A 24,477-nucleotide genomic window follows, 5' to 3' on the forward strand; every position below is an offset into this window, starting at 1 on the left:
TTCTATCAGCCTTTGCCCAAGCCTTTGAGTGCTTACTGTCTGACGGTCAAGTCACCCTTCATCCCCGCCTGGTAATGACCGGGAATATTGCAGGCGAACTCCAGGCGCGTGGCCTTGCTGAACGTCCAGGTCAGCTCGGCGGTCTTGCCCGGCTCCACCAACACGCTGTTGGGATCGTCATGGTTCATACCGGCCATGTCATGGTCCATCGAGCCATGCCCCATCCCCGTCGGCATCAATTGCCCACTCTGCTGCATCTTGAGCATTTCCTGTTGATGCTCGGCGTGCATCGCGGCGTCGCCAAGATTGAACTCGTGCAGCAACCGGCCCTTGTTGATCAGCACGAATCGCACGGTTTCGCCGGCTTTGACGTCGAGCGTGCGCTGATCGAAGGTCATGTCTCCCATCACCACATCAATGGTGCGGCTGGCCTTGGCCGCCGGCGCAGGCTGGCCGAAATCGAAATGCTGGCCCGGCGAGGCCCACGACGACGCACTGAAGGCCAGCGCACAAGCGGCCAGGATCAAACGTTTTCCCATCAACATGTCCATACTCCAACCGGATAATATTCAACGTGCGCAAACTCTATCCCCGTGCGGCTGCCAGCCGCCTGACAGCTTGATTACAACTTTGTCAGCTTGCGCCGCAGCGGTGCCTGCCGCGGTATAACCTCACGCCGAAACCTGTCCTGAGCCGCCCTATGAAACTGCTGATCGTCGAAGACCAAACGAAAACCGGCCAATACCTGCGCCAGGGCCTCGGCGAGGCCGGGTTCAACGCCGACCTGGTGACCGATGGCATTAGCGGCCAGCAACTGGCCCTGAGCGGTGACTACGCCCTGCTGATCCTCGACGTGATGTTGCCCGGCTGCGACGGCTGGCAGATTCTGCAAGCGGTCCGCGGGGCCGGGCTGGACACCCCCGTACTGTTCCTGACCGCGCGGGACGCGGTACAGGATCGGGTACACGGCCTGGAACTGGGGGCCGACGACTACCTGGTCAAACCCTTCGCCTTTTCCGAGTTGCTGGCACGGGTCCGCAGCCTGCTGCGCCGGGGCGGTTCGACGCCCCTGGAAACCAGCCTGCAACTGGCGGACCTGCGCCTGGATCTGATCCGTCGCCGTGTCGAACGCAGCGGCCGACGCATCGACCTCACCGCCAAAGAGTTCGCCTTGCTGGAAATGCTCCTGCGCCGCCAGGGCGAGGTACTGCCCAAATCCTTGATCGCCTCCCAGGTCTGGGACATGAATTTCGACAGTGATACCAATGTCATCGAAGTCGCGATCCGGCGGCTGCGACTCAAGATCGATGATGAGTTCCCCAGCAAACTCATCCACACCGTGCGGGGCATGGGATACGTGCTTGAAGAGCGCAGCCTGTGAGGGGCCGGTGGTCGTTGAGTAGCCGACTGGCATTGCTGTTCGCCGCCTGCACCGCCGTGGTGTCCCTGTTTGCCGGGATACTGTTCAGCCGCGCCAGCGAGGCGCACTTCATCGAGTTGGACCAGCAGTTGCTGGAGGGCAAGCTGATCGGCCTGCGCCGCGCCCTTCAGGATCTCGATGCCGAGCAGACCCAGCGCCGCCTGGAAGACGAGCTGAGCCGACAGGCCGACCTGGCCCTGCGTATCAAAGGCAGCGACGGCGTGCGCTGGTATGACAGTTCGATCCAGATTCCGGCCCAACTGCCCGAAACCCCTGGCCTATTCACCCTCAGCGATGCCGACACCGATTACCGAGTCCTGAACGCAGCGCTGTACCCCGATCGCCCGGACTCGCCGCAACTGACGCTGCTGCTGGACATCACCCACCACCAGCATTTCCTGCAACGCATGCAGCGCCTGATCTGGCTGACCGTCGGCCTGTCGGCCCTGGCAACTGCCCTTCTCGGCGCCTGGGTTGCCCAACGCGGTTTGCAGCCGCTTCGCCGCATGGGAGCCATCGCTGGCGGGGTTTCGGCACGCTCACTCAACGCCCGACTGCCCGAAGACCGCATGCCGGCCGAACTGGCGGAATTGGCCCACAGCATCAACGCCATGCTCGGACGCCTCGATGACGCCTTTCAACGGCTTTCGGCGTTCTCCGCCGACATCGCCCATGAACTGCGCACGCCGCTGTCGAACCTGCTGACCCACACCCAGGTCACCCTCACCCGCGAGCGCACACTGGAGGATTACCGCGAGACGTTGCACAGCAATCTCGAAGAGCTGCAATGGATGGCCCAACTGGTCAACGACATGCTCTACCTGGCCAAGGCCGACCATGGCCTGCTGGCACCCCACCGCGAACCGCTGGAGCTGGCGCAGGAAGTGGATGTGCTGCTGGAGTTTTTTGCGCCACTGGCCGAAGACGCCCAGGTTCGCTTGAGCCGCGAGGGCAGTGGTCGCCTCGAGGGGGATCGCGGCATGTTGCGCCGGGCCCTGTCCAATCTGCTGGACAATGCCCTGCGTTTTACCCCCATGGGCGGTGAAGTGCGGGTACGAATGATCGAGACTGCCCAGTCGTTGAGCGTGAGCGTGGAGAACAGCGGCGAAGGCATCCCGGCGGACTTGCTGCCGCGCCTGTTCGACCGTTTTTACCGCGCCGACCCGGCCCGCCGGGAAGGCAGTAGCGAACATGCCGGCCTGGGCCTGGCGATCACCCGCTCGATCATCCGCGCCCATGGCGGCGAGATTCACTGTGAATCAGCCGATGGCTGGACGCGGTTCGTGATTGAGTTGCCAAAATAGGTTGAGCCGAACGCCAACCCTGTGGCGAGGGGATTTATCCCCGCTGGGGCGCGAAGCGGCCCTAAACCTGCCAACCCGATCTGCCAGATTGAATGAGAGCTTTTGGGGCTGCTTCGCAGCCCAGCGGGGATAAATCCCCTCGCCACAGGGGGGTCGCGCTGACCTTACGAATACCGCAACGCCTGCGCCGGTTCGATCTTCGCCGCGCGCCACGCCGGGTAGACGGTGGCCAGGAAGCTCAGGATGAAGCCTGCGGCACAGATCAGCACCACGTCGCCGCGCTGAAGCTCCGACGGCAGGTTGCTGACGAAGTACACGTCGGAGCTGAAGATGTGCTGGCCGGTGACCCGTTCCAGCCAACCCACCAACTCACTGACGTTCAGCGCCGCAATCACCCCCAGCACACCGCCGATCACCGTGCCAACGATACCGATCACCGTGCCCTGGACCATGAAGATCGCCATGATCTGCCGCGGCGTGGCGCCGATGGTGCGCAGGATCGCGATGTCCGCGCCCTTGTCGTTCACCACCATGATCAGCGTGGCGATGATGTTGAACGCCGCCACCGCGACAATCATCAGCAACAGCAGGCCGATCATGGTCTTTTCCATTTTCATGGCACTGAACAGGCTGCCCTGGGTGTGGGTCCAGTCGTCGGCCTTGTAGTCCGTGCCCAGGCCCGTAGCGATATCGCCGGACACCTTCGGCGCAGCGTAGAGGTCCTTCACCGCCAGCCGCACGCTCTGCACCTGGTTCGGCTGCCAATGCTGCATCTGTGCGGCGTCGGCCAGATGGATCAGGGCCATGGAGCCATCCAGCTCGGCGCCGACCTTGAACACACCGACCACGTTCAGCCGTTGCATCCGCGGCGTGATACCGCCCGGCGCGGTGCTGACTTCCGGCACGATCAGGGTCAGCTTGTCGCCGACGTTCAGGCGGAAGCGCCGGGCGGTGATTTCACCGATCACCACGCCAAACTCCCCCGGCTTCAAGGCATCGAGACGACCCTGGACGATATGCTGGGCGACGATGGACACCTTGCCTTCCTGGGCCGGATCGACGCCGCTGATCTGGATCGGCTGCATCGAGCCCTTATAGCTCAACATGCCTTCCATCTCGGTGAACGGCACAGCGGCGGTCACCTCGGGATTTTTCAGCGCGGCGGCGGCCACTGGCTGCCAGTCATCGATCGGATTGACCCCGACGATGGTGGCATGGGGCACCATGCCGAGGATGCGCGAGCTCATTTCGCGCTGGAAGCCGTTCATCACCGACAGCACCACGATCATCGCCAGCACACCCAGGGCGAGGCCGATCATCGAGGTCATGGAGATGAACGAAACAAAGCGATTGCGGCGCTTTGCGCGGGTATAGCGCGTGCCGATGAAGATCGATAACGGTCTGAACATTCGCGGAGCACCGTAGAAAAATTAAAGACCCGGCGCGTATCACCAGCGCCGGGTTGCGGGCGGTCAGATGGGCGTCAGGCAACCTTCCTGCAAATGCAGGACGCGGTCCATCTGCCGGGCCAGGTTCATGTCGTGGGTCACCACCAGGAACGCGGTGCGCATCGAGGTGCTGAGTTCCAGCATCAGGTCCTGGATGCCCTGGGCGGTGTGGGAGTCGAGGTTGCCGGTCGGCTCGTCGAGCATCACCAGGCCTGGCTTGTTGACCAGGGCCCGGGCAATCGCCACCCGCTGGCGCTCGCCACCGGACAGTTCCGCCGGTTTGTGCTCCAGGCGATGGCCCAGCCCTACCCGCTCCAGCAACGCGGTAGCGCGCTGGCGGGCCTCTGGAATCGCCGTGCGGCCGATCAACAGCGGCATGCAGACATTTTCCAGGGCGGTGAACTCGGGCAGCAAATGGTGGAACTGGTAGACGAAGCCCAGGGAGCGGTTACGCAACAGGCCACGGCCCTTCTCGTTCAGCGCCGAGAGTTCTTCCCCCGCCAGCCAGACACTGCCGGTGCTCGGTGTATCGAGACCGCCCAGCAGGTTGAGCAAGGTACTTTTGCCCGACCCGGAGGTACCGACAATTGCTACGCGCTCACCCGGATGCAGCTCCAGTTGCAGGCCCGACAATACCACCACCGACTCCGGGCCTTCCTCGTAGGATTTGCCCAGGTTGCGGCAGCTCAAGATCGCTTTTTCACTCATGCCCGACTCACTCATAACGTAACGCCTCCGCAGGCTGGGTGCGCGCGGCACGCCAGGCTGGATACAGGGTGGCGAGGAAACTCAGGATCAACGCGGCGCCGCAGACCATCAACACATCGTCGACCTGCAGTTGCGATGGCAGGTAGTCGATGAAATACACGTCGGCGTTGAGAAACTTGTGCCCGATCAGGCCTTCCAGGGCGGCAATCGCGGCGCTGACGTTCAGCGCGGCGAACATCCCGACCAGGGCGCCGACCAGCGTACCGATCACGCCGATGACGGTGCCCTGGACCATGAAGATGCGCATGATCTGTCCCGGCGTGGCGCCCAGGGTCCGCAGAATGGCGATATCACCCTTCTTGTCGTTCACCACCATCACCAGGGTGGAAATGATGTTGAACGCGGCGACGGCGACGATCAGCAGCAACAGCAGGCCGATCATGGCTTTTTCCATGCGGATCGCCTGGTACAGGTTGCCGTGGGTGCGGGTCCAGTCCCGGGCGTAGTAACGGTCTTCACCGAGCTGCTGGGCGATGGTCCACGCGGCACGCGGCGCCTGGAACAGATCGTCGAACTTCAGCCGCAGCCCCTGGACCTGGTCCGGTTTCCAGCGATGCAGGCGCGCCAGGTCCTGGAGGTTGGTAACGCCCAGGTAACCGTCCAGCTCCCCGGCGCCGACATGGAAAATGCCGACCACGGTAAAGCGCTTCATGCGCGGGAACACGCCGCCCGGGGTCACGGTGACTTCCGGCGCGACGAAGGTCAGCTTGTCGCCAATGGCCACGCCCAGCTTGGTCGCGGCCTTGTCGCCGATCACGATGCCAAAACTGCCCGGCGCCAGGTCGTCGAGCCGGCCCTGCTGCATGAAGTTGTCGATGATCGACACCTGCCGCTCGAGCCCGGGGTCGATGCCGTTGAGCAGCACCTTGGACACCTTGCCGTCGTTGGTCAGCAGCCCCTGCATCTGGGTGAACGGCGCAACGGCCAGCACCTGCGGGTTCTGCTTGACCTTGGCGGCCAGGCTCGGCCAGTCGCTGATGGCTTCGCCGGATTCGACGGTGGCGTGGGGCACCATGCCCAGCACGCGAGTGCGCATTTCATGGTCGAAGCCGTTCATCACCGACAACACGACGATCATCACGACCACGCCAAGGGCCAGCCCGATGATGGATGTCAGGGAAATGAACGATACGAAATGATTGCGACGTTTTGCACGGGTATAACGCGTGCCGATGAATACGAAGAGAGGTCTGAACATGTCGGGGCTTGTTCGGGGGGAAAAGGAACGTCCTTGTGGCGGGGGTCTCAAACCAGCTTTACACTCAGACCACCGCCGCTACCATGGGTTCGCCATGTCGACATTAGATGAAGAAGATCGCCGCGAATACTACCGTATCGAGGACACGATCGCACTGGAAATTCGGCCCCTCTCCATTCCTGAAGCTGCTGGCCAGGAAGTGTTGCAGGATCCTTCTCCATTGTTCAATCTGCTCAGCGAACTGCACCTGAGCGAGTTCGAGTCACAGCACCTGCTGCGCCAGATCAGCGAGCGCGAACGCAGCATCGCCGCCTATCTCAAGGTGATGAACAAACGTATCGACCTGCTCAGTCAGGTCATTGCCCTGACTGTGCTCGGCGAGATCGGCGAGCCGCAACCGGTGATCATTTCCGAAGGCGGCATCGACTTCCAGTACCCCACCGCCATTGCCATCGGCGCGCACCTGTCGATCAAACTGGTGCTCATGCCCCAGGCCCTGGGACTGTTGCTGCGGGCGCGGGTCACCCATTGCGACCCCAAGGGCGACGGCTACGACGTAGGCACCGAGTTCGAACGCCCGACCGACGCCCAGCGCCAGCTGCTGGCCCGCTACATCCTGCAGAAACAGGCGCAAGAACGCCGCCTGGCGCGGGAACAGAACGAATCAGGTATCAATAAGGAAGAACCGTGACCCTCATTTATGGCCACCGCGGCGCCAAGGGCGAAGCACCGGAAAACACCCTGACCGGTTTTCAGGAATGTCTCAAGCACGGTGTACGCCGTTGCGAACTGGACCTGCACCTGTCCATGGACGGCGAGTTGATGGTGATCCACGACCCGACCCTCAAGCGCACGACCGACCGCCGGGGCAAGGTGGTGGAGCACTCCGCCGCCGAACTGGTGACCTACGATGCGCGCAAGGGTGGCCCGGGCTGGATCACACCGTGCCCGATCCCACGCCTGGAAGAGCTGTTCGAGAAGTGTGATTTCGAGCATTGGCAACTGGAGGTCAAGAGCGCTTCACGCACCCGGGCGGCAGCCACGGTGCTGGGGATCCGCGAGATGGCCCAGCGCTTCGGCCTGCTGGACAAAGTCACCATCACCTCCAGTTCCCGGGAAGTGCTCAAGGCCGCGCTGGAGTTGACCCCGGACATCTCCCGCGGGCTGGTGGCCGAGTACGCTTGGCTCGACCCGCTGAAGGTCGCCCAGAGTTACGGTTGTGAGATTCTGGCGTTGAACTGGACCTTGTGCACGCCCGAGCGCCTGATCAAGGCGCAGCGCCAGGGGCTGCATGTGTCGGTGTGGACCGTCAACGAGCCTGCGCTGATGCGCAGGCTCGTTGACTTTGGCGCTGACAGCCTGATTACAGACTTTCCCGGTTTGGCCACTGCCACGCTCGAGAATGGCTGAAATCGGTCTCCCCGGCCGGCTCAGGCCACCGGCCGGAGCCGCTCAAAAAAGCCGGTTGAGCCCGTCATAGGCCGCTACCCGATAGGCTTCGGCCATGGTCGGGTAGTTGAACGTGGTGTTGACGAAGTACTTCAGCGTGTTCAGCTCGCCCGGCTGGTTCATGATCGCCTGGCCGATGTGGACGATCTCCGAAGCCTGGTAACCGAAGCAGTGCACGCCGAGCACTTCCAGCGTCTCGCGGTGGAACAGGATCTTCAACATGCCTTGCGGCTCACCGGCGATCTGCGCCCGCGCCATGCTCTTGAAGAAGGCCTTGCCCACTTCATAAGGCACTTTGGCCTGGGTCAGTTCCTGCTCGTTCTTGCCGATCGAGCTGATTTCCGGAATGGTGTAGATACCGGTCGGCACGTCGTTGACGAAACGCCAGCTGCCGTTGTCGACGATGCTGCCGGCGGCCGAACGCCCCTGGTCGTGGGCGGCACTGGCCAGGCTCGGCCAGCCGATCACGTCACCGGCACCGTAGATGTTCGGCACACAGGTGCGGTAGTTCTCGTCGACTTCTATCTGGCCACGGCTGTTGACCTTCACGCCGATGTTCTCCAGGCCCAGGGCATCGGTATTGCCGGTGCGACCGTTGCACCAGAGCAAGGCGTCGGCCTTGATCTTCTTGCCGGACTTGAGGTGCAGGATCACGCCGTTATCCACGCCTTCGACGCGATCGTAATCTTCGTTATGGCGCACCGTGATGTTGTTGTTGCTGAAGTGATAGCTCAGGGCCTGGGAGATTTCCGAGTCCAGGAAGCTCAGCAACTGGCCACGGTTGTCCACCAGCTCCACCAGCACACCCAGGCCGCTGAAGATCGACGCGTATTCGCAACCGATCACCCCGGCGCCGTAGACGATGAGCTTGCGCGGGGTGTGTCCCAGGCTGAGGATGGTGTCGCTATCGTAGATACGCGCGTGGTTGAAATCGATGTCGGCAGGACGATAAGGACGCGAGCCGGTGGCGATGATGATGTGCTTGGCCACCAGCTTTTCCACCACGCCATTGCCGCACACCACTTCCACGGTCTGCTCGTCGGCAAAGCTGCCGGTGCCGAAGAATACGTCGACACGGTTGCGGGCGTAGTAGCCGGTACGCGAGGCCACCTGCTTGGAGATTACCTTCTCGGCACTCTTGAGCACGTCGGGGAAGGAGAACCAGCGCGGCTCGCCGATGGCCCGGAACATCGGGTTGGTGTTGAACTGCATGATCTGCCGGACCGAGTGACGCAAGGCCTTGGACGGGATGGTACCCAAGTGGGTGCAGTTGCCGCCGACCTGGCGACGACTGTCGACCATCGCCACCTTGCGTCCTGCCTTGGCGGCGTTCATTGCCGCGCCTTCTCCCGCCGGGCCGGAACCCAGTACCACCACGTCGTAGTTGTAGACAGCCATGCGTACTCCTCAGAACAGGCCGTGGCACCCGATATGGCGCCGACGGCTAAATCACGCCGGGTTGCGGCATGAAGGAACAATTTTGGGCCGGTTCACGCGCCCGGCCGCAGTCTATCGAAGCGTCAACGCCGCGCACATTACCCCTTGGTCGCGTCAGAGGCTAGTTTTGCTGCGTTATTTCGCCACACCTACGCTTTCACCAGCCTGTCATCATTGGGTTTTTCCGCTGCTGATCCGTTCAAACGCATCGTTGGTACGGGTGACAAAACGATCTTTGTCCCGCAGCACGAAAAATACCCCAATGTCATGTTTCTCGGCATAGTCCCAACCCTGCTCAGGCCCGAGAATCAGCAACAGCGTCGACAGTCCATCGGCCATCAACGCCGAAGGATGAATCACCGTGACTGACGCCAGGTTGTGCAGGACCGGTGCACCGGTGCGCGCATCGAAGGTGTGGGAATAGCGCGTGCCGTGCTGCTCGAAGTATCGGCGGTAGTCGCCGGAAGTTGAAACACCGTAGCCATTGACCTCGATGACACGCTCGGCCACTTGCTGGTCATCCCGAGGCGCCTCCAAGGCGACGCGCCACGCCGAACCGTCAGGTTTGCGCCCGAGCGCCTTGAGTTCACCGGTGGCTTCGGCCAGGTAGCTGTCGATGCCCAGGGCCTGGAGCCTCGCGGCGATCCGGTCGACGGCATAACCGGCGGCAATGCTGTTGAAATCGACTTCCACCGGGGCATCCTTGCACAGCCGGTCGCCCTCGATACGCAAGTGACCATGGCCGACGCGCTGGCGCACCTGGGCCTGGACCTCGGCACTCGGCACCTTCTCTTCCCGGGACTGGGGACCGAAGCCCCACAGGTTCAGCAGCGGTTCGACCGTCAGGTCAAAAGCACCGCCACTTTGCGCGGATAACTGCTCCCCCAAGCCAATCAATTCCAGCACCGGGGCGGACATGACCTGGCAACTGTTGGCCGGCAGCGCATTGAAACGTTCGATGTCCGAGTCGCTGCGATAAGTGGATAACTGCCGATCCACGTCGGCAAGGATCTGCTCGACCTCGGCCTGCACCGCTGCCGGGCCTGGCGTGGCCGCATGCCTGACGTACTGGATGGAATAATGACTGCCCATGGTCGGGCCGTCGAAACGCTCCAGGGTATCGCCGTTGCCGCAGCCGGACAGTACGCCGACCAGCATCACAAGCGTTGCCCATCGTCCAGTTAACAAATCTTCATCCCCCCTCAAAACCACGACGGCCATTATGGACTTCAGTGTCCGCCAGTCCAGATGCAACAACCTGTGGGAGCAGACCTGTGGGAGCAAAGCTTGCTCGCGACGCAAACGACTCGGTCCACCTGCAAGGCCGCGCCTTCGTTCATCGCGAGCAAGCTTTGCTCCCACAGGCTCGCTCCTACAGGTACTGCGTTTCCAACAAGATTTACCAGAGTGAGTACCTACACATGCCTTCCAACACGAGCAACGGCAAGGCGATTTTTCGCGTTGTCAGCGGCAACTTCCTGGAGATGTTCGACTTCATGGTCTATGGCTTCTACGCCACGGCCATTGCCAAGACGTTCTTCCCCACCGACAGTGCTTTCGCCTCGCTGATGCTGTCCCTGGCCACCTTCGGCGCCGGGTTCCTGATGCGCCCGCTGGGGGCGATCTTTCTCGGTGCCTACATCGACCGCCATGGTCGCCGCAAAGGCCTGATCATCACCCTGGCGATGATGGCCGCCGGCACCTTGCTGATCGCCTGCGTACCGGGCTACGCCACCCTGGGGGTGGTGGCACCGTTGCTGGTGCTGCTGGGTCGGTTGTTGCAAGGTTTCTCCGCAGGGGTCGAGCTCGGTGGAGTGTCGGTGTACCTGGCGGAAATCTCCACACCCGGGCGCAAGGGCTTCTTTGTCAGTTGGCAATCCGCCAGCCAACAGGCTGCCGTGGTATTCGCCGGGCTCCTGGGGGTTGGCCTCAATCATTGGCTGAGCCCGCAGGAAATGGGCGAATGGGGCTGGCGTGTACCCTTCCTGGTAGGTTGCATGATCGTACCGGCGATTTTCGTGATCCGTCGCTCCTTGGAAGAAACGCCTGAATTCCAGGCGAGAAAGCACCGCCCCACCCTGTCGGAAATCATCCGTTCCATCGGCCAGAACTTTGGCATCGTCTTGGCCGGCATGGCGCTGGTGGTGATGACCACGGTGTCGTTCTACCTGATCACCGCCTATACGCCGACCTTCGGCAAATCCGAGTTGAACCTGTCGGACCTGGACGCGTTGTTGGTCACCGTGTGCATCGGCCTGTCGAATTTCTTCTGGTTGCCGGTGATGGGGGCATTTTCCGACAAGGTCGGACGCAAACCCCTGCTGCTCGCCGCGACCATCCTGGCAATCCTGACGGCCTATCCGGCGCTGTCCTGGCTGGTGGCGAACCCCAGCTTCAGCCATTTGCTGATCGTCGAGCTGTGGTTGTCGTTCCTGTATGGATCCTACAACGGCGCCATGGTGGTGGCCTTGACGGAAATCATGCCGGTGGAAGTGCGCACCACCGGGTTCTCCCTGGCCTACAGCCTGGCGACCGCAACCTTCGGTGGATTCACACCGGCGGCCTGCACTTATTTGATTCATGTGTTGGGCAACAAGGCTGCGCCGGGGATATGGCTCAGCGGTGCGGCGGTGCTGGGGCTGATTGCTACCCTGGTGCTGTTCAAGGGCAATCGTCATCAACTGCGGACTGCGCAGGCTTCAGCCGTTAGCGGCGCCTGATCAACCGCTATCGCGAGCAGGCTCGCTCCCACAGAAAGTATGCGACCAACATGTGGGAGCGAGCCTGCTCGCGAAGAGGCCAGTTCAGGCACCCTAAAAACAACAGACAAAAAAAACGCCCCGACAAGTCGGGGCGTTTTTTATGGGCGGCTAGCGCTTAGCGTGGGAACGCTGGCGGGTTCACACCGGCCATGTCTTCCATCACGCGAACCACCTGGCAGCTGTAACCAAACTCGTTGTCGTACCAGACGTACAGAACAACGCGGTTGTCTTGGCTGATGGTGGCTTCAGCATCCACGACACCGGCATGGCGCGAGCCCACGAAGTCGGTGGACACCACTTCCTGGGAATTGACGAAGTCGATCTGCTTATGCAGATCGGAGTGCAGCGCCATGTAGCGCAGGTACTCGTTCATCTCTTCACGGGTGGCGGCTTTCTCAAGGTTCAGGTTGAGAATGGCCATCGACACGTTAGGCGTCGGCACACGGATCGCGTTACCGGTCAGTTTGCCGGCCAGTTCAGGCAGGGCCTTGGCGGCGGCGGTGGCGGCGCCGGTCTCGGTGATGACCATGTTCAGCGCGGCACTGCGGCCACGACGATCGCCTTTGTGGAAGTTGTCGATCAGGTTCTGGTCGTTGGTGTACGAGTGAACTGTTTCGACGTGACCGTTGACGATGCCGAACTTGTCGTTCACTGCCTTGAGCACCGGCACGATGGCGTTGGTGGTGCAAGAGGCGGCGGAAACGATCTTGTCGTCCGCGGTGATGTCGCCGTGGTTGATGCCGTGAACGATGTTCTTCAGCTTGCCCTTGCCTGGCGCGGTCAGGACAACGCGGTCGACACCCGGGCAGGCCAGGTGCTGGCCCAGGCCGTCGGCGTCACGCCATACACCGGTGTTGTCCACCAGCAGCGCATCCTTGATCCCGTACTGGGTGTAGTCCACCTCGGTCGGGTTCTTCGCGTAGATCACCTGGATCAGGTTGCCGTTGGCGGTGATGGTGTTGTTTTCTTCGTCGATGGTGATGGTGCCGTTGAACGAACCATGGACCGAGTCACGGCGCAGCAGGCTGGCACGCTTGGTCAGGTCGTTCTCGGCGCCCTTGCGCACCACGATGGCCCGCAGACGCAGGCCGTCGCCACCACCGGTTTTCTCGATCAGGATGCGCGCCAGCAGACGGCCGATACGACCGAAGCCGTACAGGACCACGTCAGTGCCTTTGCGAGCCGAAACGTTCTGCTGGCCAACCACATCAGCCATCTCTTCACGCACGAACTGCTCGGCGCTACGGCCATTGCCTTCGTTGCGGAATTTGAACGCCAACTTGCCCAGGTCCACCGAAGCCGCGCCGAGCTTGAGCTCGCTCATGGCCTTGAGCAGAGGGAATGTTTCGTGGACGGAGAGTTCGCTGTCGTCGGAGGAACGGTGGCGAGCAAAGCGGTGCGCCTTGAGAATCGCGATGACAGACTGGTTGATCAGGCTGCGGCCATAGATCGAGCTCACCACGTTGTTATTGCGGTAGAGCTGACCGATGAGAGGGATCATCGCTTCGGCGAGTGCTTCACGATCAATCCATTCACCAAGACACTGGTCGGGCTTCTGAGTCACGGGAACCTTCCACATGTAGGGGCTGAAAAAAGGGGCTACATTATGCCGCCGAGTCCACGCCGGAGCAATGCGCGCCTGTCGCGCCGTGGTTTTCCCCTCCGCCCGGGTAGTCTGCGACTGACAGCCGCCCCTTTACCCCGCTACAATTGTCGACTTTGTCGCAACGCTTGGAGCTCAACCTTCCGTGCCCGTTCTGCGTCTTCCGCTTCTCCCTGCCACGGCAGGTAAACAGCACTGGGGCAACCTGCCCGGTGCCGCCCTGAGCCTGGCCATTGCCGAGGCCGCCAGCGCTGCAAAGCGCTTTACCCTGCTGCTGACCGCCGACAGCCAGAGCGCCGAGCGGCTGGAGCAGGAGCTGGGTTTCTTCGCCCCGGATCTGCCGGTTCTGCATTTTCCGGACTGGGAAACCCTGCCCTACGACCTGTTCTCGCCGCACCAGGACATCATTTCCCAGCGAATCGCCAGCCTTTATCGGTTGCCGGAGCTCAGTCATGGCGTTTTGGTAGTGCCCATCACCACGGCCCTACATCGCCTGGCCCCGACCCGGTTCCTCCTCGGCAGCAGCCTGGTGCTGGATATCGGCCAGAAGCTGGATGTGGAGCAGATGCGCATCCGACTGGAGGCCAGCGGCTACCGTTGCGTCGACACCGTGTACGAACACGGCGAGTTCGCGGTACGTGGCGCCTTGATCGACCTGTTCCCGATGGGCAGCAAGCTGCCTTATCGCATCGACCTGTTCGATGACGAAATCGAGACCCTGCGTACCTTCGACCCGGAAAACCAGCGTTCCATCGACAAGGTCCAGTCGGTCCGCCTGCTGCCCGCCAAGGAATTCCCGCTGCAGAAAGACGCCGTGACCCGCTTCAAGGCGCGGTTTCGCGAGCGCTTCGACGTGGATTTCCGTCGCTGCCCGATCTTCCAGGACCTGAGCAGCGGGATCACCCCCGCCGGCATCGAGTATTACCTGCCGCTGTTTTTCGAAGAGACTTCCACCCTGTTTGACTACCTGCCCCAGGACACCCAGGTGTTCTCGTTACCAGGGATCGAACAGGCAGCGGAAAACTTCTGGAACGACGTGCGCAATCGCTACGAAGAACGTCGCGTCGACCCGTCCCGTCCTTTATTGCCGCCTGCCGAGTTGTTCCTGCCGGTGGAAGACTGCTTTGCCCGTCTCAAGAACTGGCCACGCGTGGTGGCAAGCCAGCAGGACGTGGAGCCTGGCGTCGGCCGTGAACGCTTCCCCGCCAAAGCCCTGCCAGACCTGGCGATCGAAGCCAAGGCCACGCAGCCATTGGCGGCGCTGGCCGGCTTTCTCGACGAGTTTCCTGGCCGCGTGCTGTTTACCGCCGAATCCGCCGGGCGGCGCGAAGTGCTGTTGGAGTTGCTCGAGCGCCTGAAATTGCGGCCGAAAACGATCGACAGCTGGCCGGACTTCGTCGCGAGCAAGGATCGACTGGCAATCACCATCGCGCCGCTGGACGAAGGCCTGGTACTCGATGATCCGGCGGTGGCGCTGGTGGCCGAAAGCCCGTTGTTCGGCCAGCGCGTCATGCAACGCCGTCGCCGTGAGAAGCGTGCCGATGCCGCCAACGACGCGGTCATCAAGAACCTGACCGAGCTGCGCGAAGGCGCGCCGGTGGTGCATATCGACCACGGCGTGGGTCGCTACCTGGGCCTGGCGACACTGGAAATCGACAACCAGGCGGCCGAGTTCCTCACCCTGGAATACGCCGAAGGCGCCAAGCTCTACGTGCCGGTGGCGAACCTGCACCTGATCGCACGCTACACCGGCAGCGACGACGCCCTGGCCCCGCTGCATCGCCTGGGCTCGGAAACCTGGCAGAAGGCCAAGCGCAAGGCCGCCGAACAGGTGCGCGACGTGGCCGCCGAACTGCTGGACATCTACGCCCGCCGCGCCGCGCGCGAGGGTTATGCCTTCGCCGACCCGAAAGCCGACTACGAAACCTTCAGCGCCGGTTTCCCGTTCGAGGAAACCGTCGACCAGCAAACCACCATCGAAGCCGTGCGCGCCGACATGCTCGCGCCCAAGCCGATGGACCGGCTGGTGTGCGGCGATGTCGGTTTCGGCAAGACCGAAGTGGCGATGCGCGCCGCGTTCATTGCCGTGCACAGCGGCAAGCAGGTCGCCATCCTGGTGCCGACCACCCTGCTCGCCCAACAACACTACAACAGCTTCCGCGACCGCTTCGCCGATTGGCCGGTCACTGTGGAAGTGATGAGCCGCTTCAAGTCCGCCAAGGAAGTGAACGCCGCCGTGGCCGACCTGGCCGAGGGCAAGATCGACATCGTCATCGGCACGCACAAGCTGCTGCAGGACGATGTGAAGATCAAGAACCTCGGGCTGGTGATCATCGACGAAGAACACCGCTTCGGTGTACGCCAGAAAGAACAGCTCAAGGCCCTGCGCAGCGAGGTCGACATCCTGACCCTCACCGCCACGCCGATTCCGCGCACGCTGAACATGGCAGTGTCGGGCATGCGCGACCTGTCGATCATCGCCACGCCGCCGGCCCGCCGCCTGTCGGTGCGCACCTTCGTCATGGAGCAGAACAAGAGCACGGTCAAGGAAGCGCTGCTGCGTGAGCTGCTGCGCGGCGGCCAGGTCTATTACCTGCACAACGACGTGAAGACCATCGAGAAGTGCGCCGCCGACCTGGCCGAGCTGGTGCCGGAAGCACGGATCGGCATCGGCCACGGGCAGATGCGCGAACGCGAACTCGAACAGGTGATGAGCGACTTCTACCACAAGCGCTTCAACGTGCTGATCGCCTCGACCATCATCGAGACCGGTATCGACGTGCCGAGCGCCAACACCATCATCATCGAGCGAGCCGACAAGTTCGGCCTGGCCCAGTTGCACCAGTTGCGCGGCCGGGTCGGGCGCAGTCACCACCAGGCCTATGCCTACCTGCTGACGCCGCCACGCCAGCAGATCACCCCCGACGCGGAAAAACGCCTGGAGGCCATCGCCAATACCCAGGACCTGGGGGCCGGTTTCGTGCTCGCCACCAACGACCTGGAAATCCGCGGTGCCGGCGAACTGCTGGGGGACGGCCAGAGCGGCCAGATCCAGGCCGTCGGCTTCACCCTGTACATGGAAATGCTGGAACGGGCGGTCAAGTCGATCCGCAAGGGCGAACAGCCGAACCTCGACCAGCCCCTGGGTGGCGGGCCGGAAATCAACCTGCGGGTGCCGGCGCTGATCCCGGAGGATTACCTGCCGGATGTCCATGCGCGACTGATTCTCTACAAGCGCATTGCCTCGGCCACCAACGAGGAAGAACTCAAGGACCTGCAAGTGGAGATGATCGACCGCTTCGGCCTGCTGCCGGAACCGACCAAGAACCTGGTGCGAACGACGCTGCTCAAGCTCCAGGCCGAACAACTGGGCATCAAGAAAGTCGACGGCGGCCCCAATGGCGGTCGGATCGAGTTCGAAGCCCAGACCCCGGTCGATCCACTGGTACTGATCAAGCTGATCCAGGGCCAGCCCAAGCGCTACAAATTCGAAGGCGCCACGATGTTCAAGTTCATGGTGCCCATGGAGCGCCCGGAAGAACGTTTCAATACCGTAGAAGCGCTGTTCGAGCGCCTCACCCCGACCACTGCTTGAAGGACGCCCCATGCGCCTGTTTCGCTCACTGACCTTGCTGCTGACCCTGGTCGCTCCCCTGGCGTTTGCCGACGACCTGTATCAGGTCGAAATGATTCTGCTGCGCCAGAATGCCGAACCGGTGATTATCAGCCGTGCCGCCCCGGAAGACTGGGACGCCGGCGCGCAACGCCTGCCCGCCGACAGCCAGCGCACCCCAGCGCTCAGGGGCATCGTGGAGAAACTCAACGCCAGCGGCCAATACACCGTATTGATGCACAAAGCCTGGCAGCAGAACATCGGCGAACAGGGCAGCAAAATCGCCATCAGCGACGGCACCGAACAGTTCGGCCAGTTCCCCATCGAAGGCACCCTGGGGCTGAAACTGGGACGCTTCACCGACGTGGATGCCGACTTCTGGATCAACCGGATCGATGCCAATGGCCTCGTCACCGCGAGCGAACGCATGAAGCAGAACAGCCATACCAAGAACGGCCAGCTCAACTACCTGGACAACGGTCACCTGGCCCTGCTGATCAAGATCACCTCGTTGACCGCGCCCGCTCCACGGCAGGCACCTGACGTCATTCCGGACTGAACGGCGCGCCTATGCCCTCGCCCCTGAGCAAACCCCTGGCACCTTCCTGGGTCAATCGATTCAAGGAACAGAGCCTGGAGCGTGGGCGCCGTTACGCACTGGAAAACCGCGTCAGGATCGTCGAGACCGGAGAAAGCACCATCACCGCCAGTTGCGAAGGCTCTGGTGGCAATGTTTATCGTCAGACCATTCGCCTTAAAGAATCAGCCAAAGGCACATTGATTCTGCTCGAAGCCGCGTGCTCCTGCCCGGTGCGCATCAACTGCAAGCATTGCGCGGCGGTGTTGCTGCAAGTCCAGGAAACCCTGGCCTATCCGGCTGCCGAGAAAGACGCCCAACTGCTGGAGAAACTCCAGGCAGTACTGGACAACCGCAGCCCCAAGGCCCCGCCGCAGGTGCTGGTGGACAACGTCCAACCGATGCCGCGCCTCTGGCTGGCGAGCATAGAGTTCAGCGCCTTCGAGCCGCGTAACGGCAAGATGCAGCGCTACATCCAACACCGCGCGGCCCTGTCGTTCAGCTATCTGGACGAGTACGTCAGCGGCCAACGCAATACTGACGTGCTGATTCGCCAGGAAACACAGACGCTGCGAATAAAACGCCACACCGATGTGGAGCAGTCCTACCGCGAGCAGCTACGGATCCTCGGCTTCAAGATCGCGACCCGGCAAAGCAAGGCCCTACCGGAAAGTGCCGGCGAACTGTACGAGATGGTCAACGACAGCGCCTGGCTGACGTTCACGCTCAATGATCTGCCGAAACTGCGCAGCCAGGGCTGGGAGCTGCAGATCGATGAAGATTTCGGCTTCGACCTGACCGCCGTGGACGACTGGTACGCCACCGTCGAGGAAACGCCGGAGCGGGACTGGTTCGATCTGGAACTGGGGATCATCGTCAATGGCGAGCGATTGAGCCTGCTGCCGATCCTGTTGAACCTAATGCGCTCGCACATCGAACTGTTCAACCCGGAACGCCTGGCCAGGCGCCGCGATGACGAACTCATCCTGGTCAACTTGCCGAACCGTCCGAACTCGGAGTTCGGCCCGCAACAAGTGGCCCTGCCCTACGGCCGGCTGAAACCGGTGCTGGCGACTCTGGGCGAGTTTTACCTGCACGAGCCCGGCACCACCAAGCTGCGCCTGAACAGCGCGGATGCCTTGCGCCTCAATCCCCTGCAAGACATGCCACTGCGCTGGGAAGGCGGCGAACACATTCGTGGCCTGGCCCAACGCCTGCGGGACATCAAGGACTACACCGCCACCGTGCCGGAGGGCCTGAACGCGACGCTGCGGCCTTATCAACTCGAAGGCTTGAGCTGGATGCAGTCGCTGCGGCAACTGGAAGTCGGCGGCATCCTCGCGGACGACATGGGCCTGGGCAAGACCCTACAGACCCTGGCGCACATTCTCAGCGAAAAAAACGCCGGCCGCCTCGACCGTCCCTGCATGGTGGTGATGCCCACCAGCCTGATTCCCAACTGGCTCGACGAGGCCGCCCATTTCACGCCGCAACTGAAGGTGCTGGCCCTGTATGGCGCCGGGCGCAAGAAGCACTTCGAACGGCTGGCCGATTACGACCTGGTGCTCACCACCTACGCCTTGCTGCCCAAGGATGTCGAACGCCTGAAGACGCAGCCACTGCATGTGCTGATCCTCGATGAAGCCCAATACATCAAGAACCCCACCAGTAAAGCCGCCCAGGCTGCCCGGGAGCTCGATGCCCGGCAGCGACTGTGCCTGTCCGGTACGCCCCTGGAAAATCACCTGGGCGAGCTGTGGTCACTGTTTCACTTCCTGCTGCCCGGGTGGCTCGGGGACGTGAAGAGTTTCAACCGCGATTACCGCGTGCCCATCGAAAAGCGCGGCAGCGACATCAGGCTGCAACACCTCAATGGCCGGGTAAAACCTTTCCTGTTGCGCAGAACCAAGGAACAGGTCGCGACGGAATTGCCACCCAAGACCGAAATCGTCCACTGGGTCGAACTCAGCGATGCCCAGCGGGACGTCTACGAAACCATGCGCCTGGCCATGGACAAGAAAGTGCGCGACGAAATCACCCGCAAGGGCGTTGCCCGCAGCCAGATCATCATTCTCGAAGCGCTGCTCAAGCTGCGCCAGGTGTGTTGCGACCTGCGACTGATCAGCGATGCCCCACCTGCCCGAGGCAGCACCTCGGGCAAGCTCGACAGCCTGATGGAAATGCTGGACGAGCTGTTTGAAGAGGGACGTCGGGTGCTGCTGTTTTCCCAGTTCACGTCGATGTTGGCGCTCATCGAAGATGAGCTGAAAAAACGCGGCGTGGACTACGCCATCCTGACCGGCCAGACCCGGGACCGGCGCACGCCCGTCAAGGAGTTCCAGAGCGGCAAGCGCCAGATTTTCCTGATCAGCCTCAAGGCGGGTGGCGTTGGCCTGAACCTGACCGAAGCCGACACGGTGATCCACTACGACCCGTGGTGGAACCCCGCAACGGAAAACCAGGCGACCGACCGGGCTTATCGCATCGGCCAGGAGAAGCCAGTGTTCGTCTACAAGCTGATTGCCCGGGGCACCGTGGAAGAAAAAATCCAGCTGCTGCAAAAGGAAAAATCCGACCTCGCCGCCGGCGTCCTCGACGGCCGTGTGGCCGGCGACTGGAAGCTGCAGAGCGACGATATCGAGGCGTTGTTCGCGCCCTTGCCGGATAAGCTGGAGAAGCGCTGAGGCCCGTATATGGCGGCCTGATCCCTGTGGGAGCCGAGCTTGCTCGCGATAGCGGTGTTTTTACCTGCGATGTTGGATGTTGCGACGCCATCGCGAGCAGGCTCGCTCCCACAGGTTTCGTGTCGTACCGTCATAGCGAGTACACCTGCATTCCAGGGTGGGAGCGCGCCTGCTCGCGATAGCGTTACATCAATACACGCGCCAGGGTCGATTTCACTTTTCCCATCCCGTCATGCAGCGCCTGCTCGATCTCCGCCATGGTGATCACCGCCGTGGACTTGCCCGCTGCCGGATTCACCACCAGGGCCAGGCAGGCGTAGTCCAGCTCCAGTTCGCGAGCCAGCGCTGCCTCCGGCATGCCGGTCATGCCGACGATGTCGCAACCGTCACGTTCCAGGCGGGCGATTTCGGCCACGGTTTCCAGCCGTGGCCCCTGGGTGCAGGCGTATACACCATGGCTGCTGTAGCCACAGCCTTCGGCGGCCAGGGCAGCGATCAACTTCTGACGCAGCGACTCGCTGTAGGGGTAACTGAAATCAATGTGGGTGACCGCTTCCAGATCATCAGCGAAATAGGTGTGCTGGCGACCGCTGGTGTAGTCGATCAACTGGTGAGGCACACAAAAATGCCCGGTGCCCATCGCTGCATGGATCCCGCCCACGGCATTGACCGCCAGGATCGCCTCGGCGCCAGCCTGCTTCAGCGCCCAGAGATTGGCGCGATAGTTGACCTGATGGGGCGGCAACCGATGGGGATGGCCATGGCGAGCCAGGAACAACACTTCACGTCCGGCGTAGTCGCCGATCTGGATATCGGCCGACGGTGCGCCATAAGGCGTATCCACCGCCAGGGACCGGCGAATGGTCAGGCCTTCGAGCTGGGTCAGGCCAGTGCCGCCGATAATTGCGTAAACGGTCATGACAAAACGTCCTTAATCAATCAATTGGGCGGCTTTCAGCGCGCCGATTGCCGTCAGCCAGCGTGGATCCTGGCGGTATTCGGTGGTGGCGAAGGCCTGGCCACGCATGCGTGCGATCCGCGCCGACGGCTTGACCTTCAGGCGCTGGGCAGCGCTCAAGGCCAGCTCCGCGGCGGCGCGGTCGTTGCACACCAGGCCCATGTCGCAACCGGCCGACAACGCGGCCTCGATACGACTGGCGGCATCGCCGACCACATGGGCGCCAGCCATCGACAGGTCATCGCTGAAAATGACGCCATCGAATTGCAGTTCGCCACGCAGGATGTCCTGCAGCCAGCGCCGGGAAAAACCTGCCGGGTTGGCATCGACCTGGGGATAGATCACGTGGGCCGGCATCACTGCGGCCAGTTGCTTGCTCAATCGGGCAAAGGGCACCAGGTCATTGGCGCGGATCTGTTCGAGGCTGCGCTCATCGTTGGGAATCGCCACGTGGGAGTCGGCCTCGGCCCAGCCATGACCAGGGAAATGCTTGCCCGTGGCGGCCATGCCGGCCGCTCGCATGCCGCGAATGAATGCACCCGCCAACAGCGCGACGCGCTCCGGATCGCCTTCAAAGGCACGGCTGCCAACCACCGCGCTGCGCTGATAGTCGAGGTCCAGCACCGGGGCAAAGCTCAGATCGAGACCCACCGCCAGCACTTCGGTCGCCATGATCCAGCCGCACTGCTCGGCCAGGTATTCGGCATTCGGATTGTCGGCAATCGCCCGCATCGCCGGCAACCGCACAAACCCCTGGCGCAGACGCTGAACGCGCCCGCCCTCCTGATCGACCGCCAGCAGCAGGTCAGGACGCACGGCGCGGATCGACGCGCTCAGTTCGCGAACCTGACGTGGATGCTCGATATTGCGAGCAAAGATGATCAGCCCACCCACTTCCGGCTGACGCAACAAGTGGCGATCTTCGGCCGTCAGCCAGGTACCGGCGACGTCCACCATCAACGAGCCTTGCAGGCCAGCAGTCATAGCATTTCCTTAGTAACGATGAACCCGCATGGCAATACAGGCACGACCGCGTTGCCAGGCGCCAGGCCCGGCAGGTCGCGGTCGTGCAATGACATTTGAAACGGATTCGAAACGAGAGTCGGCATGGGCGGCTAGCTTAGCGGATGTGGGCAGCCGCGCCCACCCGTTCACGCCTTGGCGAGGGCCGGCGTGGATTTGTTGCGCGGACGCAACTGGGCGGCTGCCATGGCGTCGTCGGTGACGCCACTTTCGGCGCGCATGCCGGCCGCCAGGAAAGGCACCATCAGGCGCATCACCTGCTCGATGGAAGTATTCACGCCAAAGTCGGTTTCGGCGATCGCCCTCAGGGCCTTGATGCCAGACATGCTGAACGCGGCGGCGCCGAGCATGAAGTGCACGCGCCAGAACAACTCGATCGGTGGGATCCGGGGCGCAGCCTCGTTGACCAGGAGCATATAGCGGCGGAATACCTTGCCGTACATGTCTTCCAGATAACGCCGCAGATGGCCCTGGCTCTGGCTGAATGCCAGGCCCAACAGGCGCATGAAGATGGACAGATCGTTACCGCTGCGCGGCTGCACGGCGAGCGCTTGCTCCACCAGCATTTCCAGCAGCTCTTCCAGGGTGGGCTTGACGTCGGGCTTGGCCTGGCGACGCTCCAGTTCACGGTCGAGGCTGAGGCAGAAAGGCCCGAGGAATCGCGAGAACACCGCCTGGATCAGCGCCTTCTTCGAACCGAAGTGGTAGTTCACTGCCGCCAGGTTGACCCCGGCCTTGCTGGTGATCAGGCGCAACGAGGTTTCAGCGAAACCTTTCTCCGCGAACAACTGTTCCGCAGCATCGAGAATGCGTTCAACGGTTTCCGACTGGGCCATGGTTACTCCGCCTGACAAACACTTGTTTGAAACATACGTTTCGACCTTGGGGTTGTCAAGCCTGGCGGGACGTTTTGCGAACGCCCGGTCAGCTATTTAACCACACCTTTACAGGCTGTTGCCCAAGTGGCTTCAACCGCCCGACCGACCGTCCAGCGGCCCGCGAAAAAAGGAGGATTGCCAAGCGGCGCTCACTGTATATAATCCCAGTCACTGTATAAAAAAACAGAGCGATCAATATGCTAAAGCTGACGCCACGCCAAGCAGAGATTCTGGCCTTCATCAAGCGCTGCCTCGAGGACAACGGCTATCCGCCGACCCGCGCGGAAATCGCTCAGGAACTGGGTTTCAAGTCGCCGAACGCGGCTGAGGAACACCTCAAGGCACTGGCCCGCAAGGGCGCGATTGAAATGACCCCGGGCGCATCCCGTGGCATTCGTATTCCCGGCTTCGAAGCCAAGGCCGACGAAACCACCTTGCCGATCATCGGTCGTGTGGCGGCGGGTGCTCCGATCCTCGCCCAGCAGCATGTCGAGGAGTCCTGCAACATCAACCCCACCTTCTTCCATCCACGGGCCGATTATCTTCTTCGCGTACATGGCATGAGCATGAAGGACATCGGCATCTTCGACGGCGATCTGCTGGCGGTACACACCACTCGCGAAGCCCGCAACGGCCAGATCGTGGTGGCGCGTATCGGCGACGAAGTCACCGTCAAGCGCTTCAAACGCGATGGCAGCAAGGTCTGGCTGATTGCCGAGAACCCTGAATTCGCACCCATCGAGGTGGACCTGCAAGAACAGGATCTGGTCATCGAAGGCTTGAGTGTCGGCGTCATCCGCCGCTAAAGGAGGCTTTATGCAGTTCCCTCACACACCACAGCACACGCAACTTCCGTTGTTCGAGGCCTTCATGGCCCAGCCGCTGGCTCCAGTCCTGAAAGATGTGATCGAGGCGCCGTGGAGCGTCGAGCCCGAGGCCTTCAGTGAACTGTCACTGCGTGGTGCAGCCGGGAACTGTCTGAATCTGCTGGCACCGATTCTGCGGGAATTAAGCCAGGACCAGGAAGCCCGCTGGTTGACGCTGATCGCACCTCCGGCCAGTGTCACACAGGCCTGGTTGCGGGACGCAGGTCTTAATCGCGAGCGAATCCTGCTGCTGCAACCGCGGGGCACCCAAAGCGCTCAACAGTTGACTTGCGAAGCCTTGCGCCTGGGTCGCAGCCATACGGTGGTCAGCTGGCTCAACCCGTTGAGCTCAACGGCTCGACAACAGTTGATCAGCGCCGCTCGCACCGGGGACGCACAGAGTCTGAACATTCGACTGGGCTAAGACAAACACAGGGGCTTCTCCAGGACAGAGAAGCCGGGCGGCAACACTACTTCCAAGAAACCGAC

The 24,477-nt window shown here is 62.2% G+C and carries 20 protein-coding genes; 10 read left to right on the forward strand and 10 right to left on the reverse strand.

Features of this window, described 5'->3' with window-relative positions:
- Positions 1-32: 32 nt before the first annotated feature.
- The gene (copI, locus tag ACODTO_RS10870) at positions 33-545 is read right to left on the reverse strand and encodes a copper-resistant cuproprotein CopI (RefSeq protein WP_489106418.1); all 513 of its coding nucleotides are present in this window, start codon (positions 543-545) and stop codon (positions 33-35) included.
- Between the two features lie 155 nt (positions 546-700).
- Between copI and ACODTO_RS10875 the strand changes: the two genes are divergently transcribed.
- Both ACODTO_RS10875 and ACODTO_RS10880 read left to right on the forward strand, forming a co-directional pair.
- Positions 701-1,381, forward strand: coding sequence for a heavy metal response regulator transcription factor (locus ACODTO_RS10875; protein ID WP_139648781.1), 681 nt, complete (start codon positions 701-703; stop codon positions 1,379-1,381).
- The gene (locus ACODTO_RS10880) at positions 1,378-2,724 is read left to right on the forward strand and encodes a heavy metal sensor histidine kinase (protein ID WP_489106419.1); all 1,347 of its coding nucleotides are present in this window, start codon (positions 1,378-1,380) and stop codon (positions 2,722-2,724) included. Before ACODTO_RS10875 ends, ACODTO_RS10880 begins: the two co-directional genes overlap by 4 nt.
- A 164-nt stretch (positions 2,725-2,888) precedes the next feature.
- On the opposite strand, the gene ACODTO_RS10885 is transcribed toward ACODTO_RS10880, so the two are convergent.
- The 3 genes from ACODTO_RS10885 to ACODTO_RS10895 form a co-directional block, all read right to left on the reverse strand.
- On the reverse strand, positions 2,889-4,133 hold the full coding sequence (locus tag ACODTO_RS10885; protein WP_489106420.1) for a lipoprotein-releasing ABC transporter permease subunit: 1,245 nt from the start codon (positions 4,131-4,133) through the stop codon (positions 2,889-2,891).
- Positions 4,134-4,196: 63 nt separating this feature from the next.
- Entirely contained in the window at positions 4,197-4,880 is a 684-nt protein-coding gene (gene lolD, locus ACODTO_RS10890) for a lipoprotein-releasing ABC transporter ATP-binding protein LolD (protein WP_175363615.1), read from the reverse strand.
- Positions 4,881-4,887: 7 nt separating this feature from the next.
- Entirely contained in the window at positions 4,888-6,138 is a 1,251-nt protein-coding gene (locus ACODTO_RS10895) for a lipoprotein-releasing ABC transporter permease subunit (RefSeq protein ID WP_489106421.1), read from the reverse strand.
- 94 nt (positions 6,139-6,232) lie between these two features.
- Between ACODTO_RS10895 and ACODTO_RS10900 the strand changes: the two genes are divergently transcribed.
- On the forward strand, positions 6,233-6,829 hold the full coding sequence (locus ACODTO_RS10900; protein ID WP_139648789.1) for a PilZ domain-containing protein: 597 nt from the start codon (positions 6,233-6,235) through the stop codon (positions 6,827-6,829).
- Complete coding sequence (locus ACODTO_RS10905; RefSeq protein ID WP_489106422.1) at positions 6,826-7,548, forward strand: glycerophosphodiester phosphodiesterase; 723 nt, start codon at positions 6,826-6,828, stop codon at positions 7,546-7,548. Before ACODTO_RS10900 ends, ACODTO_RS10905 begins: the two co-directional genes overlap by 4 nt.
- Before the next feature lie 42 nt (positions 7,549-7,590).
- On the opposite strand, the gene sthA is transcribed toward ACODTO_RS10905, so the two are convergent.
- Complete coding sequence (sthA, locus tag ACODTO_RS10910) at positions 7,591-8,985, reverse strand: Si-specific NAD(P)(+) transhydrogenase (protein WP_041020652.1); 1,395 nt, start codon at positions 8,983-8,985, stop codon at positions 7,591-7,593.
- A 210-nt stretch (positions 8,986-9,195) separates the two neighbouring features.
- Complete coding sequence (locus ACODTO_RS10915; protein ID WP_489106423.1) at positions 9,196-10,182, reverse strand: FAD:protein FMN transferase; 987 nt, start codon at positions 10,180-10,182, stop codon at positions 9,196-9,198.
- Positions 10,183-10,445: 263 nt separating this feature from the next.
- Between ACODTO_RS10915 and ACODTO_RS10920 the strand changes: the two genes are divergently transcribed.
- Positions 10,446-11,744, forward strand: a complete 1,299-nt coding sequence (locus ACODTO_RS10920; RefSeq protein ID WP_139648795.1) for an MFS transporter — start codon at positions 10,446-10,448, stop codon at positions 11,742-11,744.
- Between the two features lie 157 nt (positions 11,745-11,901).
- Here the strand turns inward: ACODTO_RS10920 and ACODTO_RS10925 are convergent, their stop codons facing one another.
- The gene (locus ACODTO_RS10925) at positions 11,902-13,365 is read right to left on the reverse strand and encodes a glyceraldehyde-3-phosphate dehydrogenase (RefSeq protein ID WP_041020650.1); all 1,464 of its coding nucleotides are present in this window, start codon (positions 13,363-13,365) and stop codon (positions 11,902-11,904) included.
- 169 nt (positions 13,366-13,534) lie between these two features.
- Here ACODTO_RS10925 and mfd point away from each other — a divergent pair, with 169 nt between their 5' ends.
- From mfd to ACODTO_RS10940, 3 genes are read left to right on the forward strand one after another with little or no spacing between them, the layout of a single operon-like run.
- Positions 13,535-16,984 carry a transcription-repair coupling factor gene (mfd, locus tag ACODTO_RS10930; RefSeq protein WP_175385272.1) on the forward strand — a complete coding sequence of 1,150 codons (3,450 nt, stop codon included), beginning with the start codon at positions 13,535-13,537 and terminating at the stop codon, positions 16,982-16,984.
- Between the two features lie 10 nt (positions 16,985-16,994).
- Positions 16,995-17,561 carry a CsiV family protein gene (locus ACODTO_RS10935; protein WP_139648798.1) on the forward strand — a complete coding sequence of 189 codons (567 nt, stop codon included), beginning with the start codon at positions 16,995-16,997 and terminating at the stop codon, positions 17,559-17,561.
- 11 nt (positions 17,562-17,572) lie between these two features.
- On the forward strand, positions 17,573-20,263 hold the full coding sequence (locus tag ACODTO_RS10940) for a DEAD/DEAH box helicase (RefSeq protein ID WP_139648801.1): 2,691 nt from the start codon (positions 17,573-17,575) through the stop codon (positions 20,261-20,263).
- 184 nt (positions 20,264-20,447) lie between these two features.
- Here ACODTO_RS10940 and ACODTO_RS10945 read toward each other — a convergent pair whose 3' ends face one another.
- From ACODTO_RS10945 to ACODTO_RS10955, 3 genes are all read right to left on the reverse strand, one after another.
- Positions 20,448-21,182 (reverse strand): S-methyl-5'-thioinosine phosphorylase, encoded by a 735-nt coding sequence (locus ACODTO_RS10945; protein ID WP_139648804.1) that lies wholly within the window; start codon positions 21,180-21,182, stop codon positions 20,448-20,450.
- A 12-nt stretch (positions 21,183-21,194) separates the two neighbouring features.
- Positions 21,195-22,193, reverse strand: coding sequence for a beta-N-acetylhexosaminidase (nagZ, locus tag ACODTO_RS10950; protein WP_173668667.1), 999 nt, complete (start codon positions 22,191-22,193; stop codon positions 21,195-21,197).
- Positions 22,194-22,372: 179 nt separating this feature from the next.
- Positions 22,373-23,080 (reverse strand): TetR/AcrR family transcriptional regulator, encoded by a 708-nt coding sequence (locus ACODTO_RS10955; protein ID WP_041022016.1) that lies wholly within the window; start codon positions 23,078-23,080, stop codon positions 22,373-22,375.
- Between the two features lie 239 nt (positions 23,081-23,319).
- On the opposite strand from ACODTO_RS10955, the gene lexA reads away from it, so the two are divergent.
- Positions 23,320-23,928 (forward strand): transcriptional repressor LexA, encoded by a 609-nt coding sequence (lexA, locus tag ACODTO_RS10960; protein WP_489106424.1) that lies wholly within the window; start codon positions 23,320-23,322, stop codon positions 23,926-23,928.
- A 10-nt stretch (positions 23,929-23,938) separates the two neighbouring features.
- Complete coding sequence (gene sulA / locus ACODTO_RS10965) at positions 23,939-24,412, forward strand: SOS-induced cell division inhibitor SulA (protein ID WP_139648807.1); 474 nt, start codon at positions 23,939-23,941, stop codon at positions 24,410-24,412.
- Positions 24,413-24,477 lie beyond the last annotated feature (65 nt).

The organism is Pseudomonas sp. FG13 (assembly GCF_057809755.1).